This is a genomic window from Erwinia sp. AC075, assembly GCF_979253995.1.
The window spans coordinates 2,993,490-3,011,601 of sequence record NZ_CEEDEU010000001.1 but is presented as its reverse complement, the minus strand read 5'-3'; the positions used below and the strand labels follow the sequence as shown (position 1 = coordinate 3,011,601).

The window sequence follows — 18,112 nt, the reverse complement described above, 5'->3', positions numbered from 1 at the left end:
GCAAATGTTATGCCAGTGGCAAAACCCGCAGATTAGCGGCCTGTCAGTAGGCGTTCGATCACAAAGTGAACACAAAATCGACATGTAAACTCAACATGTCGATAAAATGGACATTCCAGAAAGGGGGAGAACAAAATGCATATACCTGTTTTGGCGGGCGCGATAGTGGAAGAGTGCGAAGGTAAACTCAGTCTGCCGCAAGGGGCAGAAGCCAGCCGCTGGGATGCCCAGTTTGAGCTGGCCTGGCGGGCGTTTGTAGCCGGGCAGGAGCCCTCTTTTCTGCGTCCGCAGATCCGCGCATCCTGGCAGGCCAGCCGCGACGCCGGTATCGAGCCCGGTGCCATTAACTACGTTTTCCCCGCCGAGGCCGAACTGAAGGCGATTCTGGAAAACCATGCGGAGCTGATCGAAGTGGCGGACAGCATTATGCAAAGCCTGCTGGCCTATAACCCGGACGGGCACATCAATCTGACCGATGCAAACGGCGTGACCTTATGTTACTGCGGGCTGGATTTAACGCCGGTCGGCAGCATTCTGCGCGAGTCGGTGATGGGCACCAACTGCACCGGACGCTGCCTTAACGAACAGCGACTGGTCTACGTGCTGAATGGCGAGAACTGGAAACAGGCGCTGCGTCAGCGGCACCGGCAGTGTGCCGCCGCGCCGGTGCGCAATGCGGAAGGGCGGATGATTGGCGTGCTGACCCTGACCGCCAGCCAGGACAATTTCCACTATCACACCCTCGGCACGGTGCAGGCCGCGGCCGAAGCCATTGGCCGCCAGCTGGTACTGCGCAGCCTGCTGGCCGAACAGCGCTCCATTCTGGAAACGCTGAACGAAGGGGTGATCGTCACCGACGCGCGCGGCATCATCAAAACCATCAACCGCTACGCCCGGCAAATTTTCCACGGCATGATGCTGACCGGAAAATCGGTCGACAGCGCGTTAAACCCGGAGGGCGTGACGCTTACCGGCATCACCTTCTGCAACGACCGCGAAGTGGTGTTTCAGCCGCAGGATCGGCCGCGCGTCTCCTGCCTGGTGTCGGTGATGCCGGCGCCGGACGGTGGGCGGATCGTCTCGCTGCGCGATAATCAGCGCATCCGGGCGATCACCCGCCAGGTGATGGGCATCGGTGCCAGCTACACCTTTGAGATGATCTGCGGACGTTCCACCGCGCTATCGGAAGTGCTCGATAAAGCGCGCACCAGCAGCCGCAGCGACAGTACGGTACTGCTGACCGGCGAGAGCGGCACCGGCAAGGAGCTGTTCGCGCAGGCAATCCACAACGGCAGCGCGCGCCACGGCGGGCCGTTTATTGCGGTCAACTGTGGCGCCTTACCGCGCGATCTGGTGCAAAGCGAACTGTTTGGCTACGTCGACGGCGCGTTTACCGGCTCGCGACGCGGCGGGGCGGCAGGCAAGTTTGAGCTGGCCGACGGCGGCACGCTGTTCCTCGATGAAATCGGCGATATGCCGCTGGAAGCGCAAACCAGCCTGCTGCGCGTGTTGCAGGAGGCGGAAGTGATGCGCATCGGCGCGCAGCGTCCGGTGAAGGTCAACGTCAGGATTATTGCCGCCACCAACTGCGATCTGCAACGGGCAATCGAAACGGGCGCGTTCAGGCGCGATCTGTTTTACCGTCTGAACGTGATCTCTCTGCGCATCCCGGCGCTGCGCGAGCGGACCGGCGATGTGCCGCAGCTGGTGGAGTGGTTTAGCGAGAAAATGTGTACCCGACTTAAGAAGGCCAGCATGCAGTTTACCCCGGCGGCGATGGCCGCGCTGGAGCAGTATCCGTGGCCGGGTAACGTGCGGGAACTGGAGAATATTGTCGAGCGGGCGATTAACCTCAGTGACAAGCTGCTGATTGATGCCGGGGATCTGCCGGAAGAGATCGCCACCGAAGAGCGGCCGAAATCCGGCGACTCGCAGCGGCTGGACAGCCACGAGCGGGCGCATATTGTTACCATGCTGGCGTCGCTCAACGGCAATCTGCGTAAAACGGCGCAGAAGATGGGGGTCTCCCGCGCCGGGTTATACAACAAGCTGAAGAAGCACGGTATCAGTGTGGATGAGTTTCGCGGCTGACGCCGACAGCGGATAACGCGGCGGCAATCTCCTGATGACACAGGATAATCGAATGGTGATTGGCCGCCAGCGGCACGATTTTCAGCGAGGAACAGAGCGCGCCGACGCCGTTATCCTTAATCGCCAGCAGCTCATTGCCTTCCGCGGTGCCGCTGTCGCTTAAATCGAAAAACTGCATCGCTTTCAGCAAGGTTACCTGGGTGTGACGCAATGGCGAACTGACCGCCTGATTATTGATGCTCAACTCGGTCTCTTCCGCCTGAATCGCGCGTTTTGCCGCATCGCCTTCCAGCCCAATCGCCTTCAGCAGCGACGCCAACATGCCGGGCGCGACCCGTTGTTGCACCTCGGTTTGATACAGCGAGTCCAGCAGGCAAACCTGCAGCTGGGTATAGCCCCGCTGTTCAAGCTGTGCGGCGATTTCCAGCGCGATCACCCCGCCGAGCGACCAGCCCAGCAGCCGCACCGGCCGGTCGGTCGGCATGCCCCATTGCAGCATATGCTGCAGATAGTAGCTGGCTAACGCCGCCAGCGTCGGAATGTGCGGACGGTTGTGCAGGTTGTAGTTGTTGATCCCCAGCACGTTGAATTTTCCGCTCAGGCTGTCCGCCAGATCCTGATAGATCTCGCAGCCGACCACCGCCGGATGGATCATCCACAGATCGTCACCTTGCGTGGCGGCATTTAACGGCTGGATCAGATCAAAGGTTTGCTGCGGGCGATTGAGCTGCTTAAGCAGATTGGCCAGCGGTGCAGGCGTGTCGACCCACTGCGGGCTCTGTTCCGACGCCGGCTGGCTAAGGGCTTCAGCCTGCTGACGCAGTTTGGGATGGGCAAACAGCGTCTTCATTTCTACCTCAATCCCCCGCTTTCTCAGCCGCATCATCAGCTGAATGGCATGCAGCGAGTGGCCGCCGAGGGCAAAAAAGTCGTCATCGCGACCGACAGGCGAGACGCCCAGCAGATCGCTCCAGCAGGCCGCTAACAGCCGTTCCTGCGCGGTGGCCGGCGGCGTAAAGGCAGGCTGCGCGTCGGCGGCAGGCATCGGCAGCGCTTTACGGTCCAGCTTACCGTTCGGCGACAGCGGCAGGGCATCCACCCTGACAAAGCTGGCCGGGATCATAAACTCCGGCAGCGATTGCCCGATCTGCTGGCGCAGGCTGTCCGTCAGCTGCGGATCGGGCCGTGCCACCACCCAGGCAATCAGCCTTTTATCGCCGTCGTCATCCTCGCAGGCCAGCACCACGCAATCCTCCACCTGCGGGCAGGCGACAATCTGCTGCTCGATTTCGCCCAGCTCGATGCGCAGGCCGTGGATTTTGACCTGGAAGTCATTGCGGCCCAGGTACTCAATGTTGCCATCCTCCCGCCAGCGCGCCAGATCGCCGGTTTTATACAGCCGCGCATCCGGCTGAGCGCTCAGCGGATCGGCGATAAAGCGCTGTTGGCTGAGTTCTTCGCGGTTCAGGTAGCCGCGCGCCACCTGCACGCCGCCAATGTGCAGCTCGCCGCTGATGCCCGGCGGCAGAAGCTGCAGGTTGGCATCGAGGATATACAGCTGGGTATTCGCTACCGGTCGGCCAATCGGCACGCTGCTGCCGATCTCGCCCGGTTTGCAGTGCCAGTAAGAGACGTCGACCGCCGCTTCGGTCGGGCCATACAGATTGTGCAGCTCCACGGCAGGCAGCTGCTGGTGGCAGCGCTCGACGGCGGTCAGCGGCAGGGCTTCACCGCTACAGAACAGCCGACGCAGGCTGCGGCAGTGCGCCATCTCGCCGTGGCGCAAAAACAGTTGCAGCATCGACGGGACAAAATGCAGCGTGGTGATCTGCTGCTGCTGAATAAAGTCGCTCAGGTAGCCGGGATCCTGATGGCCGCCCGGTTTGGCCATCGCCAGCCGTGCGCCGACCATCAGCGGCCAGAAGAACTCCCAGACCGAGACGTCAAAACTGAACGGCGTTTTTTGCAGCACGCGATCCTGCGCGGTCAGCGGGTAGGCGTCCTGCATCCACTGCAGCCGGTTCATCACCGCCAGATGCTCGTTCATCACCCCTTTGGGTTTGCCGGTCGAGCCGGAGGTGTAGATCACATAGGCCAGCGATCGTTGCGGATCGTCGGCCAGCGCCGGCAGATTGTCGGTCGATCCCGCCTGCCAGCGCGGTTGGTCATTCCGCAGATGCACCAGCGGCAGGCTGGCGATCGATTGCAGCGCCCGGGCGCCGACATCATCCACCAACACCTGCTTCGCGCCGCAGTCGCTCAGCATATGTTGCAGGCGATCCTGCGGGTAATCCGGATCCAGTGGCACATAGGCGGCACCGGCCTTGAGGATCGCCAGCAGGGCGATCACCATGTCGGCGCTGCGGCTGACGCACAGCGCAATGCGATCGTCCGGTTGGATCCCGCCCGCGCGCAGCCAGTGCGCCAGCCGGTTCGCCTCGGCGTTCAGCGTGGCGTAAGTCATCTCCGCCACGCCACTCAGCGCCACCGCGTCTGGGGTTTTGCTGACCTGCTGCTCAAACCAGCGGTGGATCCCTTCCGGCAGTGGCCAGTCGGCGGCGGTGTCGTTCCACAGGTTGAGGATCGCATGCTGTTCGTCGGGCAGCAGCAGCGGCAGTAACGCCATCGGCTGTTCGGGCGGCGCGTCGAGGATCGCGTTCAGCAGGTGCAGCAGGCGATCGGCAATCTTGCCGGCTTCCTGCTCGCTGAACCAGGCCTGATTGACGTTGCATTCCAGCACCGGATCGTCGCCAGGATGATAATGGCGCAGGTACACCGCCACCGGCATCTGCTCAAAGCCGTGATGCAGGGCTTCCACTTTTAGCGGCGTGCCGTTCAGCTCAATATCGGTCGGGAAGGTTTCCAGCGAGAAGCTCATATCGTACAGCTGGCGGCGTCCCTGCTGGCTGAGGCGCAGATGGCGGTTCAGCTCGGCCACCGGGAAACGCTGGTGGCGATAGCTGCGGCGCAGCTCGGCAGAGACCTGCCGGATCAGCGAAGAAAACGGCTGGGCGGTGTCAATCTGCAAGCGGACGGGCAGCATCGCCGAGAACATCCCCAGCGTCTGCTTATGCCGCGCCCCACTGCGATTGTGCACCGGCACGCCGAGGGTAAAGTCTTCCGTTTGCCACTGCCGGGCAAACCAGCACGCCATCAGCGCGCTAAAGAAATGCATCGGCGACGCGCCATAGCGTCCGGCAAATGCCGTCAGCTGCTGATAGCGCGCCTGCGGCAGCGTGCGCAGGATTTGCGTGCTCGGCCAGGCTTCGCTGGCGGCAAATCCATTGCGCCTTTCCAGCAGCGACGCCGGGGCATCGGCAAAGCGCGACAGCCAGTACGCGCGATCCCGTGGGTAACGGCTGGAGGCGAGATAGTCGCGGTCCTGGCCAATAAAATCGGTATATCCCGCGCAGGCGTCCGTCACGGCGAGTGCCTGTCCCAGCAACAGCGATTTATAACGATCGATAATCATCCGGCCTAATAACGACACCGAGGTGCCGTCGGCAATAATATGATGAGCATTAACTAACCATAAAGAGGTGGTGGCATTCACTTTCACTAAAGACGATCGCCAGAGTAATTCACCGTACAATTTGAAAGGCTGAATAAGACGGGCGTTTAATATTTCCCGTGCGGTTTTTACCGGCTGTAATTCCCTGCTGACATCGTGGCATTCGAGAATGAATTCTCTTTTATGGACGGTCGTCTGATTAATTCCCTCTTCACCTTCCGTCAATTTTATTTTTAACGCGTCATGCTGCTGTAATACCAGGTTAATTGCCCGGTGCAGCAGGGAGGTGTCCAGCGGACTGTCGATGCGCCACAGCCCGCCCACGTTGTAGCAGGGCGTATCGGGCGTCAGTGCCTGGTCCAGCCAGACGGCTTGCTGTGAGGACGTTAACGGATAAATAGACAAGCGCATACCTCCGGTTAAGGAAAGTCAAAATAGGGAAAGCATTCTCAGCAAGGATTGTATAGGAAGATTTCAAAAATATGATACGGAATTATATTTATTTTGTTATGAGAATAATTCACACCCTTTGCAGAATGGAATTATTTATTGAGAGATGGTCGTCTGAATAATGACTTAAGTGAAATAACTATTAACGGAGATAAACATCTTATTTCGAGATGGTGGTTTATAATCAGCTTTAATTAAGTCGGTTAAATAAGCGCGAATATAAATAAAAGACGGGGATAATGCCGACCCTTATCCCCGTTTACCGGCACTTCTTTTGCTGCGTTAAATTGCCACCAGACTGCGGACGCCATCGGTTTCCATACTGTCGCCCCGGCCGCGCTGGACGATCTCGCCGCGTGACATCACCAGATAGCTGTCCGCCAGCTCGGCGGCAAAGTCATAAAACTGCTCCACCAGCAGGATCGCCATATCCCCGCGCTGCGCCAGCTGGCGGATCACCGCGCCAATCTCTTTGATCACCGAGGGCTGGATGCCTTCGGTTGGCTCATCGAGGATCAGCAGCTGGGGCCGGCAGGCCAGCGCCCGCCCAATCGCCAGCTGCTGTTGCTGGCCGCCGGAGAGATCGCCGCCGCGCCGTTGCTTCATCTCTTTCAGCACCGGGAACAGCCGGTAGATCTCCTCCGGCACCTGTTTGGCTTCCGCGCCCGAAAAACGCGCCAGCCCCATCAGCAGGTTCTCTTCCACCGTCAGCCGGGGAAAGATCTCTCTGCCCTGCGGCACGTAGGCAATGCCGGCCTGCACGCGCTGATGCGGCTTGCGGCCGTTAAGGATTTTATCCTGCCAGCTGATGGTGCCGGATTTAGCCGGGATGATGCCCATCAGGCATTTCAGCAGCGTGGTTTTACCGACGCCGTTACGGCCGAGCAGGCAGGTGATTTCCCCGGTTTTTACCTCGAAAGAGAGGCCGCGCAGGATATGGCTGCCACCGTAATATTGATTCAGTTCAGACACTTTTAGCATGTCAGCGCCCCAGATAGACTTCGATAACCTGCTCGTTGGCCTGCACGTCGCGCAGCGAGCCCTCGGCCAGAACCTGGCCCTGATGCAGTACCGTTACGTGGTCGGCGATGGTTTCGACAAAGCCCATATCGTGCTCGACCACCATCAGCGAATGCTGCCCCGCCAGGCTGCGAAACAGCTCGGCGGTGTACTCGGTTTCCGCATCGGTCATGCCCGCTGCCGGTTCATCCAGCAGCAGCAGATGCGGGTCCTGCACCAGCAGCATGCCGATCTCCAGAAACTGCTTCTGACCGTGCGAGAGTAAGCCGGCCAGCCGGTAGCGTTCGGCACCCAGCCGCAGCAGCTTCAGCACCTCGTCAATGCGGTCCTGCTGCTCGCCACTCAGGCGGCTGCGCAGGCAGGCCCACACCGATTTGTCGGTTTTCAGCGCGATTTCCAGATTTTCAAACACCGTCAGCGCTTCAAATACCGTCGGTTTCTGGAACTTGCGGCCAATGCCGATACGGGCAATGTCCACCGGTGACAGGGTGGTGAGATCGGTGCTCTGGTCATACATTACCCGGCCATTGTCCGGCCGGGTTTTGCCGGTGATCACATCCATCAGCGTGGTTTTGCCGGCGCCATTCGGCCCGATAATGCAGCGCAACTCGCCGACGCCAATCTGCAACGAGAGGTTGGTCAGCGCCTTAAAGCCGTCAAACGAGACGTTAATATTTTCCAGCAGCAGCACCGGATCGGTCTGGTCGCGGTGGCGGTCGGCCGGATGGGGTTGGGTAAACAGTTGATCAGTCATGCTTCCTCCGGCGGATCAGCCCGATGACGCCACGCGGCAGGAACAGGGTGACCAGGATAAACATCAGACCAAGGAAAAACAGCCAGTATTCCGGGAAGGCCACGGTAAACCAGCTCTTCGCGCCGTTAACGATCCCGGCACCCAGCAGCGGGCCAATCAGCGTGCCACGGCCGCCGAGCGCGACCCAGATCGCCGCCTCAATCGAGTTGGTGGGTGACATTTCGCTGGGGTTGATAATGCCGACCTGCGGCACATACAGCGCCCCGGCCAGCCCGCACAACACCGCAGAGAGCGTCCAGACAAACAGCTTGAAGCCTTTCGGATCGTAGCCGCAGAACATCAGGCGGTTTTCCGCATCGCGTACGGCAGTCAGCACCCGGCCAAACTTGCTGCGGGCGAGGGCGAAACCGATGCCGAGGCTGGCCACCAGCAGCAGCACGGTGGCAACAAACAGCCCGATGCGGGTGCTGGTGGCGGTCACCTGGAAGCCAAGCAGGGTGGTGAAGCCGGTAAAGCCGTTGTTGCCGCCAAAGCCGGTTTCATTTCGGAAAAACAGCAGCATGCCGGCATAGGTCAGCGCCTGGGTCATGATCGAGAAGTAAACGCCTTTAATCTTCGAGCGAAAGGCGAAGAAGCCGAAGATCAGCGCGAGGATGCCGGGCACCAGCACGATCAGGCACAGCGCCCAGGCAAAGTGCTGGGTGCCGGTCCAGAACCACGGCAGCTCGTTCCAGGAAAGGAACGACATAAAGGCCGGCAGCCCGTCGCCGGAGGCCTGGCGCATCAGGTACATGCCCATCGCATAACCGCCGAGGGCAAAGAACAGCCCGTGGCCCAGCGACAGCAGCCCGGCGTAGCCCCAGACCAGGTCCAGCGCCACGGCGACGATGGCGTAGCAGAGGATCTTGCCAATCAGCGTCAGGGTATAGGTGGAAAGGGCCAGCGGATTATCCGCCGGCAGCAGCGCGAGGAAAGGCAGCACCAGCAGCACCAGCAGGGCCAGCAGGCCAATACCGATTGTCAGGCGCGGCGCTTTCTGCGTCAGGGTCAGCGTCATCGGTTGCGTCATCAGTCAATCACCCTTCCTTTAAAGGCAAACAGCCCCTGCGGTCGTTTCTGAATAAACAGCACGATCAGCACCAGGATCAGAATTTTGCCGAGCACCGCGCCAATCTGCGGCTCCAGCACCTTGTTGAGGATCCCCAGCCCAAAGGCGGCGACCACCGTGCCGGCCAACTGGCCCACGCCGCCGGTGACCACTACCAGGAACGAGTCAATGATGTAGCCCTGGCCCAGTTCCGGGCCGACGTTGCCGAGCTGCGACAGCGCCACGCCGCCCAAACCGGCAATGCCGGAACCGAGGCCGAACGCCAGCATATCCACGCGACCGGTGGGCACGCCGCAGCAGTCCGCCATCGCCCGGTTTTGCGTCACCGCACGCACGTTCATCCCCAGACGGGTTTTGTTCAGCAGCAGCCAGGTGAGGAACAGCACGGCAAAGACAAAGACAATTACCGCCATGCGGTTATACGGCAGCACCAGGTTCGGCAGCACCTGCAATCCACCGGACAGCCACGGCGGGTTCGCCACTTCCAGGTTTTGCGCACCAAACAGCATGCGCACCAGCTGGATCAGCATCAGGCTGATGCCCCAGGTGGCCAGCAGGGTTTCCAGCGGACGCCCGTAAAGATGGCGAATAATGGTGCGTTCCAGCGCCATGCCAATCGCGGCGGTGACAAAGAAGGCCACCGGCAACGCCAGCAGCGGATAGAACGCCAGCCACTCCGGCGCAAAGCGCTGGAACAGCGTCTGCACCAACCAGGTGGCGTAGGCGCCAAGCATCAGCATCTCGCCGTGGGCCATATTGATCACCCCCAGCAGGCCGTAGGTAATCGCCAGCCCCAGCGCGGCCAGCAGCAGCACCGAGCCCAGTGACAAACCGGTAAATGCCTGGCCCAGCAGATCGCCGAGCACCAGCCGGTGTTTAATCTGCTTCAGGCCATCACTGGCGGCGGCGCGCACCGTGGCATCCGGCTCGTTCTGCGGCTGCGATAAGCGCTCAAGCACCGCCTGGGTTTGCGGGTCGCTGGTTTCGCCTAACAGCTTCACCGCCTGCAGACGCACCTGCGGGTTGCTGTCGGCAATCTGCAAACCGGCCACCGCCTGCGCCAGCACCGCATGGACGCCGTCGTCTTTCTCCGCCGCCAGACGCTGGGTCAGCAGCGGTAGCTGATCGGCCTGCGCGTCGTTTTGCAGCGCGCGGGCGGCACTCAGGCGCGTTGCCACGCTGTCGCTGACCAGCTGATGCGCCGCCAGCGTGGTGGCAATCATCACCCGCAGGCGGTTGTTCATAAACAGCTTTTTGGTACTTCCCGTGGGTTGCGCCACGCTGTCCAGCGCGCTCAGTTTGCCGTCAACCTCGCTGAACGGCTGTTTGTGCTCATCCAGCACCACGTTTTCGTTACGCAGGGCCTGAAGAAAGGGCAGACGGGCCGGATCGGGTGTCGCCGCCCACCTCTGTAAAAGTGTGATTTGGTCGCTGCGGCTGGCGGCCGCAAAATCCGCCGCCGGACCGGCAAAGGCCGACAGCGGGGCCAGCAGGCACAGGGCCAGTAAAAATGTGCGTAAAGGGCGAATCGTCATCGCAATGCCCGTCCATGTCAGGGTTGCAGAAAACAGGCCGACGCATCGGCCCTTTCGGTAAGGATCTTACGGGCGAACTGGCGTCCGCCCGTGGGTGTTATTTGGTGGTTTTCACCGGATAGTCAGGCTTTTTGTCGTTACCGGCGATATACGGGCTCCATGGCTGAGCACGAACCGGCTTATCGGTCTGCCAGACCACGTTGAACTGACCGTTATCTTCGATTTCACCAATCATCACCGGCTTGTGCAGGTGGTGGTTGGTCTGGTCCATGGTCAGCGTAAAGCCGTCTGGTGCTTTAAAGGTCTGTCCGGCCATTGCCGCACGCACTTTATCCACATCGGTGGTGCCGGCTTTCTCAACCGCCTGCGCCCACATATGGATGCCGACATAGGTCGCTTCCATCGGGTCGTTGGTCACTGCGGTAGCGGCGTTCGGCAGGTTGTGCGCTTTGGCGTAAGCACGGTAATCGGCCACAAACTGCTTGTTCACCGGATTATCAATCGATTCGAAGTAGTTCCACGCCGCCAGGTTACCGACCAGAGGTTTGGTATCAATGCCGCGCAACTCTTCTTCACCGACGGAGAAGGCCACCACCGGGACGTCAGTGGCTTTGATGCCCTGATTCGCCAGCTCTTTGTAGAACGGCACGTTGGAGTCACCGTTAATGGTGGAGATCACTGCGGTTTTACCGCCCGCCGAGAATTTCTTGATATTCGACACGATGGTCTGGTAATCGCTATAACCAAACGGCGTGTACACCTCTTCGATATCGCTGTCCTTCACCCCTTTTGAATGCAGGAAGGCGCGCAGGATTTTGTTGGTGGTACGCGGATAGACGTAGTCCGTGCCCAACAGGAAGAAGCGTTTGGCGCTGCCGCCATCTTCGCTCATCAGGTATTCCACCGCCGGGATCGCCTGCTGGTTAGGCGCTGCGCCGGTGTAGAACACGTTTGGCGACATCTCTTCGCCTTCATACTGCACCGGATAGAACAGCAGGCCGTTCAGCTCTTCAAACACCGGCAATACCGATTTACGCGATACCGATGTCCAGCAGCCAAACACCACCGCCGCTTTATCCTGCGTCAGCAACTGACGGGCTTTCTCGGCAAACAGCGGCCAGTTCGAGGCCGGGTCAACCACCACCGGTTCGAGCTTTTTGCCCAGAACGCCGCCTTTGGCGTTAATCTCGTCGATGGTCATCAGCGCCACGTCCTTCAGCGGCGTCTCGGAGATCGCCATGGTGCCGGAGAGCGACGAGAGGATCCCGACCTTAATGGTGTCCGCAGCCTGCGCACCCCATGACAAGCCCATACTGACAACCGTGGCGGATAGCGCAAAAGCCTTGAGCAGTGAACGTCTTTTCATCTGGCGAACCCTCAAAAGTATTGTTGTTTATGGTTGTGAATCCGGTTGTAGCCTTGCCTGTTGCAGCATATGCAGCGTGATCTTTCTGACCTCCGCCTTACTGACAGCGATATGGTCGGTCAGAATGCGTTGGGCCTCCTCAGCGTGTTGATGTAAAACCGCCTGCAAAATCCGGGCGTGCTCGTGATAGGTCGCCTCAATGCGGTCTTCCCGGGTAAAGTCGAGACGACGAATGATGCGAATTTTTTCGGTCAGTTCAGCGTGGATGCGCGCCATTTCGCTGTTGCCAGCGGCGGCCACCATCGCCATATGAAACGCTTCGTCATGCAGGGAAACCGCCTTGCCGTCTTCCAGCCGTGGCGCCTCCACCCAAAACAGGCTTAACGCGCTCAGCAGTTCGCTGGCGCGCGCAGGCGGCATGCTGCACAGGCGGCGCACCGCCTCGCACTCCAGCACAATCCTCAGGTCGTAAAGCTCTTCGAAGTATTCGAAGTCGAACTGGCGAACCTGCCAGCCACTGCGGAAATAGACTTCGACATAGCCTTCACGCTCCAGCCAGAACAGCGCCTGCCGCACCGGCGTGCGGCTGACCTCCATCCGTTCTGCCATTTCGCTTTCGCTGAAGCGGTCACCCGGCATCAGGCGGAAATCGAAAATGTCGTTCTTGATGGTCTGGTAGACCTTTTCCGCCAGCGCTTCCGGTCGGGCCTTACCGCGTTTGGACTGAAGTTCCTGCATCCTGACTCCTTATTCCAGCCACAGCAGGGCATCACCTGGGCTGACGGCACGGCCTGGCTGACAGGCAATGCGTTTAACAATGCCAGCCTGCGGCGCATGAATGGCCAGCTCCATCTTCATTGCTTCAACGATGATCACCGGCTGACCGGCAACCACTTCATCGCCCGGTTTCACCAGCACTTTCCAGATATTGCCGTTCAGATCGGCGCTGACCTGCACGCCGCCGTCTTCAACTTCCTCTGGCAGCAGATTTTCATCGCTGGTCAGCGGCGCACCTTCCTCTTCCTGCGCCCACAGCGCCACTTCGGCGTCGAACGAACTGGCCTGTTTGCTGCGGAATTCGGCGATAGACGCGGCATTGTCCTGCAGGAACTGCTGGTGCCCGGCGAAATCAAACACCGTTTCTTCGATGGTCACGGTGGCGCGGCCTTCGCGGAAATCTTCCCGCAGCACATCCAGTTCCGCTTCGGTCACCGGGTAGAAACGCACCTGGTCGAAGAAGTGCAGCAGCCACGGCTCGTTAGCGGCGAACTGTGCGTTTTTCAGGAATTTGTTCCAGATGGGCAGCGTGCGGCCCACCAGCTGATAGCCGCCTGGCGAGTCCATGCCGTAAATGCACATATACATGCCGCCAATGCCCACCGTGCCTTCGGCGGTATGGGTGCGCGCCGGGTTATATTTGGAGCTCAGCAGGCGGTGACGCGGATCGATCGGCACGGCGCACGGCGCACCGAGATAGACATCGCCCAGCCCGAGGATCAGGTAGCTGGCATCAAAAATGGTGTCGCGGACCTGTTCGCGGCTGCGCAGGCCGTTGATGCGCTGAATAAAGTCGACGTTGTTCGGCAACCATGGTGCGGTGGATCGCACCGTTTCCTGGTAACGCTCAACGGCACCCAGCGTGGCGCTGTCCTCAAAGGCCATCGGCAAATGCACAATGCGCGAAGGCACTTTCATCTTGCTGACGTCGCCGAGGTTTTTCTCCAGCGTCAGCAGCAAGGTCAGCAGCTGTTTCTGGCTGAGGATGCGGCTGTCATAGCGGATTTGCAGCGAACGCACGCCTGGCGACAGCTCTTCAATGCCCGGCTGGCCGGTTTCGCGCAGGGCGGTCATCAGCAGGTGCACGCGCAGGCGCAATGCCAGATCCAGCACGTTGTCGCCGTACTCCATCAGGATGTAGTTGTCGCCCGCCTGACGATAAACGGCGGTTGGGGTAAAGGCGGTGGCCTTGATGGCGGCCAGCACCGTTGCCGAGCCGTGTTCGGTTTCAGCCAGTGATGGCACCGGATAAGCAGGCTGCGAGGTGGCGTGCAGTTTATCGACGCTTTTCGCCTGTGCCTGCTCCAGCGCATGGGCCTCTTCAAAGCTGATGGGATGGAAGCGGATGCGGTCGCCAGGCTTAACCTGACCGACTTTCCACAGCTCGGCTTTGGCGATGGTTACCGGGCAGACGAAGCCGCCCAGGCTCGGTCCGTCGCGGGTGAGGATCACCGGGAAGTCGCCGGTAAAGTTCACTGCGCCGATGGCATATTCGCAGTCGTGAACGTTGGAGGGATGCAGACCGGCTTCACCGCCGTTGGCGCGGGTCCAGCTCGGTTTCGGTCCGACCAGACGCACGCCCAGACGGTTGGAGTTGTAGTGTACCTGCCACTCGCTGGCAAAGAATTCGTCGATGGATTCCTGGGTGAAGAAGTCCGGCGCGCCGTGCGGGCCGTACAGCACGCCGATGCGCCATTCGTCGCCGTACACCGGCACCAGCGAGGCGTCTAACGCCTGCGGTTCGCTGACCGGGGCCGGCGTGGTGCAGGCGGCCAGTTCAGGCTGCGAAATCGCCAGCATATCGGCAACGCGCAGGGTGCGACCGGCATGGCCACCAAACTGGCCCAGGGCGAAGGTGGAGCGGCTGCCAAGGTATTCCGGCACGTCAAAGCCATTGCGCACCGCCAGATAGGTGCGGCAACCCATCTGCGCACGACCAAGGGTCAGCGTCTGACCGGCTTTGACGGACACCGGCTGCCAGTACGCCACCGCGTCGCCATCCAGCGTGGCCGGGCATTCGGCACCGGTGAGGGCAATCAGGGTATCGCTGTGGAAGCGCAGGGTTGGGCCCTGTAGCGTGAACTCCAGGCCCGCCGCTTCTTCGGCGTTGCCGACAATGCGGTTGGCCAGGCGGAAGGCAAAATCATCCATCGGGCCGGACGGCGGCACGCCAATGTCCCAGTAACCCAGGCGGCCAGGGTAGTCCTGAATGCTGCTCCAGGTGCCGGGTTGGATCACTTCAATCACCGGCGAGGCCGGTACAAAGCTGTCGAGCATCCGCGTCCACACCTTGCCGCTGCGGAAGGCCTCGGTGGCGACGATCTGCCGCAGGTAATCCAGGTTGGTGGCAATGCCGTGCAGGCGGGTTTCGCTGAGCGCCTGCTGCATTTTGGCTAACGCCGCCTCGCGGTTCTCCGCATGGACGATCAGTTTGGCAATCATCGGGTCGTAAAACGCCGACACTTCGGTGCCGGTGTTGATCCAGCCGTCGACGCGCACGTCGTCCGGGAAGCAGACTTCGGTCAGCACGCCAGGGCTTGGCTGGAAGTTTTTCAGCGGATCTTCGGCGTAAATACGCACTTCAATCGACGCACCCTGCGGTGCCAGCGTCAGGCGTGGCCAGTCAATTTCCTCTTCGGCGGCGACGCGCAGCATGCATTCAACCAGGTCCAGCCCGGTGACGCTTTCAGTGACCGGATGCTCCACCTGCAGGCGGGTATTGACCTCGAGGAAGAAGAAATCATCCTGTTCAGCATCGTAGATATATTCCACGGTGCCGGCGCTGCGGTAGTTAACCAGTTCGCCCAGTTTGACCGCCGATTCCAGCAGCGCGGCGCGGGTGGCTTCCGGCAGCTGCGGTGCCGGGGTTTCTTCCACCACCTTCTGATTACGGCGTTGCAGCGAGCAGTCGCGTTCACCGAGGGCGATCACCTTGCCTTTGCCATCGCCAAAAATCTGCACTTCCACATGACGGGCGCGGTCGATGCAGCGTTCGAGAAACACGCCCGCATCGCTGAAGAACTGTTCGCCCAGGCGACGGACGCTTTCCCAGGCGTTGCTCAGCGCCTCCGCATCCGCACAGCGGGTCAGGCCGATGCCGCCACCGCCGGCGGTGCTTTTTAGCATCACCGGATAGCCCACGCGTTCTGCGGCGCTCAGCGCCTCGTCCAGCGAGGCCAGCAGCGGCGTGCCCGGCGTCATCGGCACGCCCGCCGCCGCAGCCAGTTCACGGGCACGGTGCTTGAGGCCGAACTCGCCAATCTGCTGGGCCGTCGGGCCGACAAAAGCGATGCCGGCCTCTTCACAGGCGGCGGCAAACGGCAGGCTTTCTGACAGGAAGCCATAACCGGGCCAGATCGCCTGCGCACCGGTCTCTTTAGCGGCGGCGAGAATTTTGTCGATGCGTAAATAGCTGTCGCTGGCCTTTTCCCCGCCGAGGGCAATGGCGATGTCAGCATCCTTCACGTGCTGCGCATTTTTATCAGCGTCCGAAAACACCGCCACGCTGGTGATGCCGAGGCGTTTCAGCGTGCGGATGGCGCGGCAGGCAATTTCGCCACGGTTAGCGATCAGGACAGTATTAAACATGGGTGGTCTCCTTGCGGGTCAGCCAGTTGCGCCAGCCGCCAAATTCAGTAATGTCCGTCGCCTCTGGCAGCACGGCGGGTTCACAGATAAAGCCCTTCACCAGGCGGCCATCCGCCAGCTCCAGCGTGCCAATCCCCAGCGGAGAGGGGATTTCAGCGACAAATTCACCGAAGCGCGCCAGCGGGATATCCCAGAGTTCCACCACGATCGACGCGCCGTCGCTGCCTTTGGCGAGGCCCGGTTTTGGCGGTGTGGTGTTGGCCAGCGCATACAGGCGATAGCAGGCGGCGGTGAGGGTCTCTTCCACCAGTACCGCATCGCGGCGGGTGAGCTGGTGGTTAAGCGGCATGCCGGTCAGGTGGGCACCGACCACCGCCACGCGCACATGCAGCGGCGAGGCCGGCAGCGCGGAGTAGGTGGCCGGCTGGGATTTGCCGGTGGCGCCGAGGCTCAATGCCTGGCTGGCCTGCCAGCGCTGGCCGAAGGTCACCAGCGCGCGGTCATACCAGGCCGGGGCAATCAGGGTGATGCCCGCCGGTAAACCGTCTTCGCGGAACGGGCCGGGCAGCGCCAGCGCCGAGAGATCGGCGAGGTTGGTAAAGTTGGTGTAGGTGCCGAACTGTGAGTTAAAGCGCACCGGCTCCTGCTTCATCTCTTCCAGCGTGTGGATGGTGGGCGAGGTCGGCACCACCAGCGCATCGAACTGGCTGAGGGTTTGCTGGATTTGACGGGTCAGTTCCGCGCGCAGGTATTCGGCCTTAAAGGCATCGGTGGCGCTGTAGTTATTGCCGCTGGCGACGATGCCGTACACCACCGGATCCATCTCTTCCTTGCGTGCCAGCATCTCGCCGACGGCGACGGTGCGTTCAGCCACCCACGGGCCGTAATAGAGCTGTTCCGCCAGCTGGTGGAAAGCTGAGAAATCGATGGGATGCAGCGTTGCGCCGGTGGCTTTGAGCGCCTCGACGGATTTCTCCCACGCCGCTTCGGCCTGGGCATCGGCAAAGAATTCCAGCGTGGCGGGGATTGCCAGGCGCGGTGCGGCAGGCAGTGAGGCGGGCGCCAGACCCGGATTGCGGCGCGAGTAAGCATCGCTGGCGTCATAACCGCCGGCACAGCTGGCGGCGAGGAACGCATCTTCCACCGTCAGCGCGAAGATCGAAATGGTGTCGTTCAGGCGACAGGCGGGCACCACGCCGGTCGCGGATAACCAGCCTTTGGTCGGCTTGAGGCCAAAGATGTTATTAAAGCCCGCCGGTACGCGGCCGGAGCCGGCGGTATCGGTACCCAGCGCAAAGCCCACCAGACCGCGCGCGGTGACCGACGCCGAACCGGAACTTGAGCCGCCGCTGACATACGCCGGGTTGAAGGTATTGCAGACCGCACCAAACGGCGAGCGGGTGCCGACCAGGCCGGTGGCATACTGATCGAGGTTGGTTTTGCCAATCACCACCGCACCGGCGGCTTTCAGATTGGCCACGGCGGTGGCATCCGCCGCCGCGTCATAAGCAAATGCCGGGCAGGCGGCGGTGGTGGGCCAGCCTGCCACGTCGATATTGTCCTTCACCGCGAACGGCACCCCAAACAGCGGCAGCGACGTCGGGTCCTGCTGCCAGGCGGTCAGCAGCGGTTCAACCTGTGCGCGGATCTGCGCCGGCGTCGCCAGATACAGCCACGCGTTATCCCCGGTGGATAATTCGTTCAACAGGCCGGTCAGCGTGTCGAGAACGGCGTCAGGATGCTGCTGATAGTGATGCTGCCAGTCGCTAAGGGTGAATCCGGTGGTCAGGGCCATAAGTTGAATTCCATCTGGTATACAAGATTGAATTCAATTGAGCAAAACGCGTGCCAACCAGTAACAGGTTGAATTTTATAGGTTTTTGAAACCCGACCCGTCAGCGGTGCACGCTGG

The 18,112-nt window shown here is 60.9% G+C and carries 10 protein-coding genes; 1 reads left to right on the top strand and 9 read right to left on the bottom strand.

Going from position 1 to position 18,112, the window contains the following annotated elements; all coding sequences use genetic code 11:
• Positions 1-135 precede the first annotated feature (135 nt).
• Positions 136-2,091: a sigma-54-dependent Fis family transcriptional regulator gene (locus AC0IXH_RS14240; RefSeq protein WP_471720587.1), complete on the top strand. Its 1,956-nt coding sequence runs from the start codon at positions 136-138 to the stop codon at positions 2,089-2,091.
• Here AC0IXH_RS14240 and AC0IXH_RS14235 read toward each other — a convergent pair.
• The 9 genes from AC0IXH_RS14235 to atzF form a co-directional block, all read right to left on the bottom strand.
• Complete coding sequence (locus tag AC0IXH_RS14235; protein WP_471720586.1) at positions 2,066-6,013, bottom strand: amino acid adenylation domain-containing protein; 3,948 nt, start codon at positions 6,011-6,013, stop codon at positions 2,066-2,068. The two genes, AC0IXH_RS14240 and AC0IXH_RS14235, sit on opposite strands and share 26 nt — an antisense overlap.
• 321 nt (positions 6,014-6,334) lie before the next feature.
• Positions 6,335-7,033, bottom strand: coding sequence for an urea ABC transporter ATP-binding subunit UrtE (urtE, locus tag AC0IXH_RS14230; RefSeq protein ID WP_013200669.1), 699 nt, complete (start codon positions 7,031-7,033; stop codon positions 6,335-6,337).
• Between the two features lies 1 nt (position 7,034).
• Positions 7,035-7,826: an urea ABC transporter ATP-binding protein UrtD gene (urtD, locus tag AC0IXH_RS14225; protein ID WP_013200670.1), complete on the bottom strand. Its 792-nt coding sequence runs from the start codon at positions 7,824-7,826 to the stop codon at positions 7,035-7,037.
• On the bottom strand, positions 7,819-8,895 hold the full coding sequence (gene urtC / locus AC0IXH_RS14220; RefSeq protein ID WP_053140406.1) for an urea ABC transporter permease subunit UrtC: 1,077 nt from the start codon (positions 8,893-8,895) through the stop codon (positions 7,819-7,821). Before urtC ends, urtD begins: the two co-directional genes overlap by 8 nt.
• Positions 8,895-10,469, bottom strand: a complete 1,575-nt coding sequence (gene urtB, locus AC0IXH_RS14215) for an urea ABC transporter permease subunit UrtB (RefSeq protein ID WP_471720585.1) — start codon at positions 10,467-10,469, stop codon at positions 8,895-8,897. The genes urtC and urtB overlap by 1 nt, the downstream gene beginning before the upstream one ends.
• 97 nt (positions 10,470-10,566) lie before the next feature.
• Complete coding sequence (gene urtA / locus AC0IXH_RS14210) at positions 10,567-11,835, bottom strand: urea ABC transporter substrate-binding protein (protein ID WP_013200673.1); 1,269 nt, start codon at positions 11,833-11,835, stop codon at positions 10,567-10,569.
• A gap of 27 nt (positions 11,836-11,862) precedes the next feature.
• Positions 11,863-12,573 carry a GntR family transcriptional regulator gene (locus tag AC0IXH_RS14205; RefSeq protein ID WP_346566956.1) on the bottom strand — a complete coding sequence of 237 codons (711 nt, stop codon included), beginning with the start codon at positions 12,571-12,573 and terminating at the stop codon, positions 11,863-11,865.
• Positions 12,574-12,582: 9 nt separating this feature from the next.
• The gene (gene uca / locus AC0IXH_RS14200; protein WP_471720584.1) at positions 12,583-16,200 is read right to left on the bottom strand and encodes an urea carboxylase; all 3,618 of its coding nucleotides are present in this window, start codon (positions 16,198-16,200) and stop codon (positions 12,583-12,585) included.
• A complete protein-coding gene (gene atzF, locus AC0IXH_RS14195) occupies positions 16,193-17,995 on the bottom strand; it encodes an allophanate hydrolase (RefSeq protein ID WP_471720583.1) in 1,803 nt (600 codons plus the stop codon). The genes uca and atzF overlap by 8 nt, the downstream gene beginning before the upstream one ends.
• Positions 17,996-18,112 lie beyond the last annotated feature (117 nt).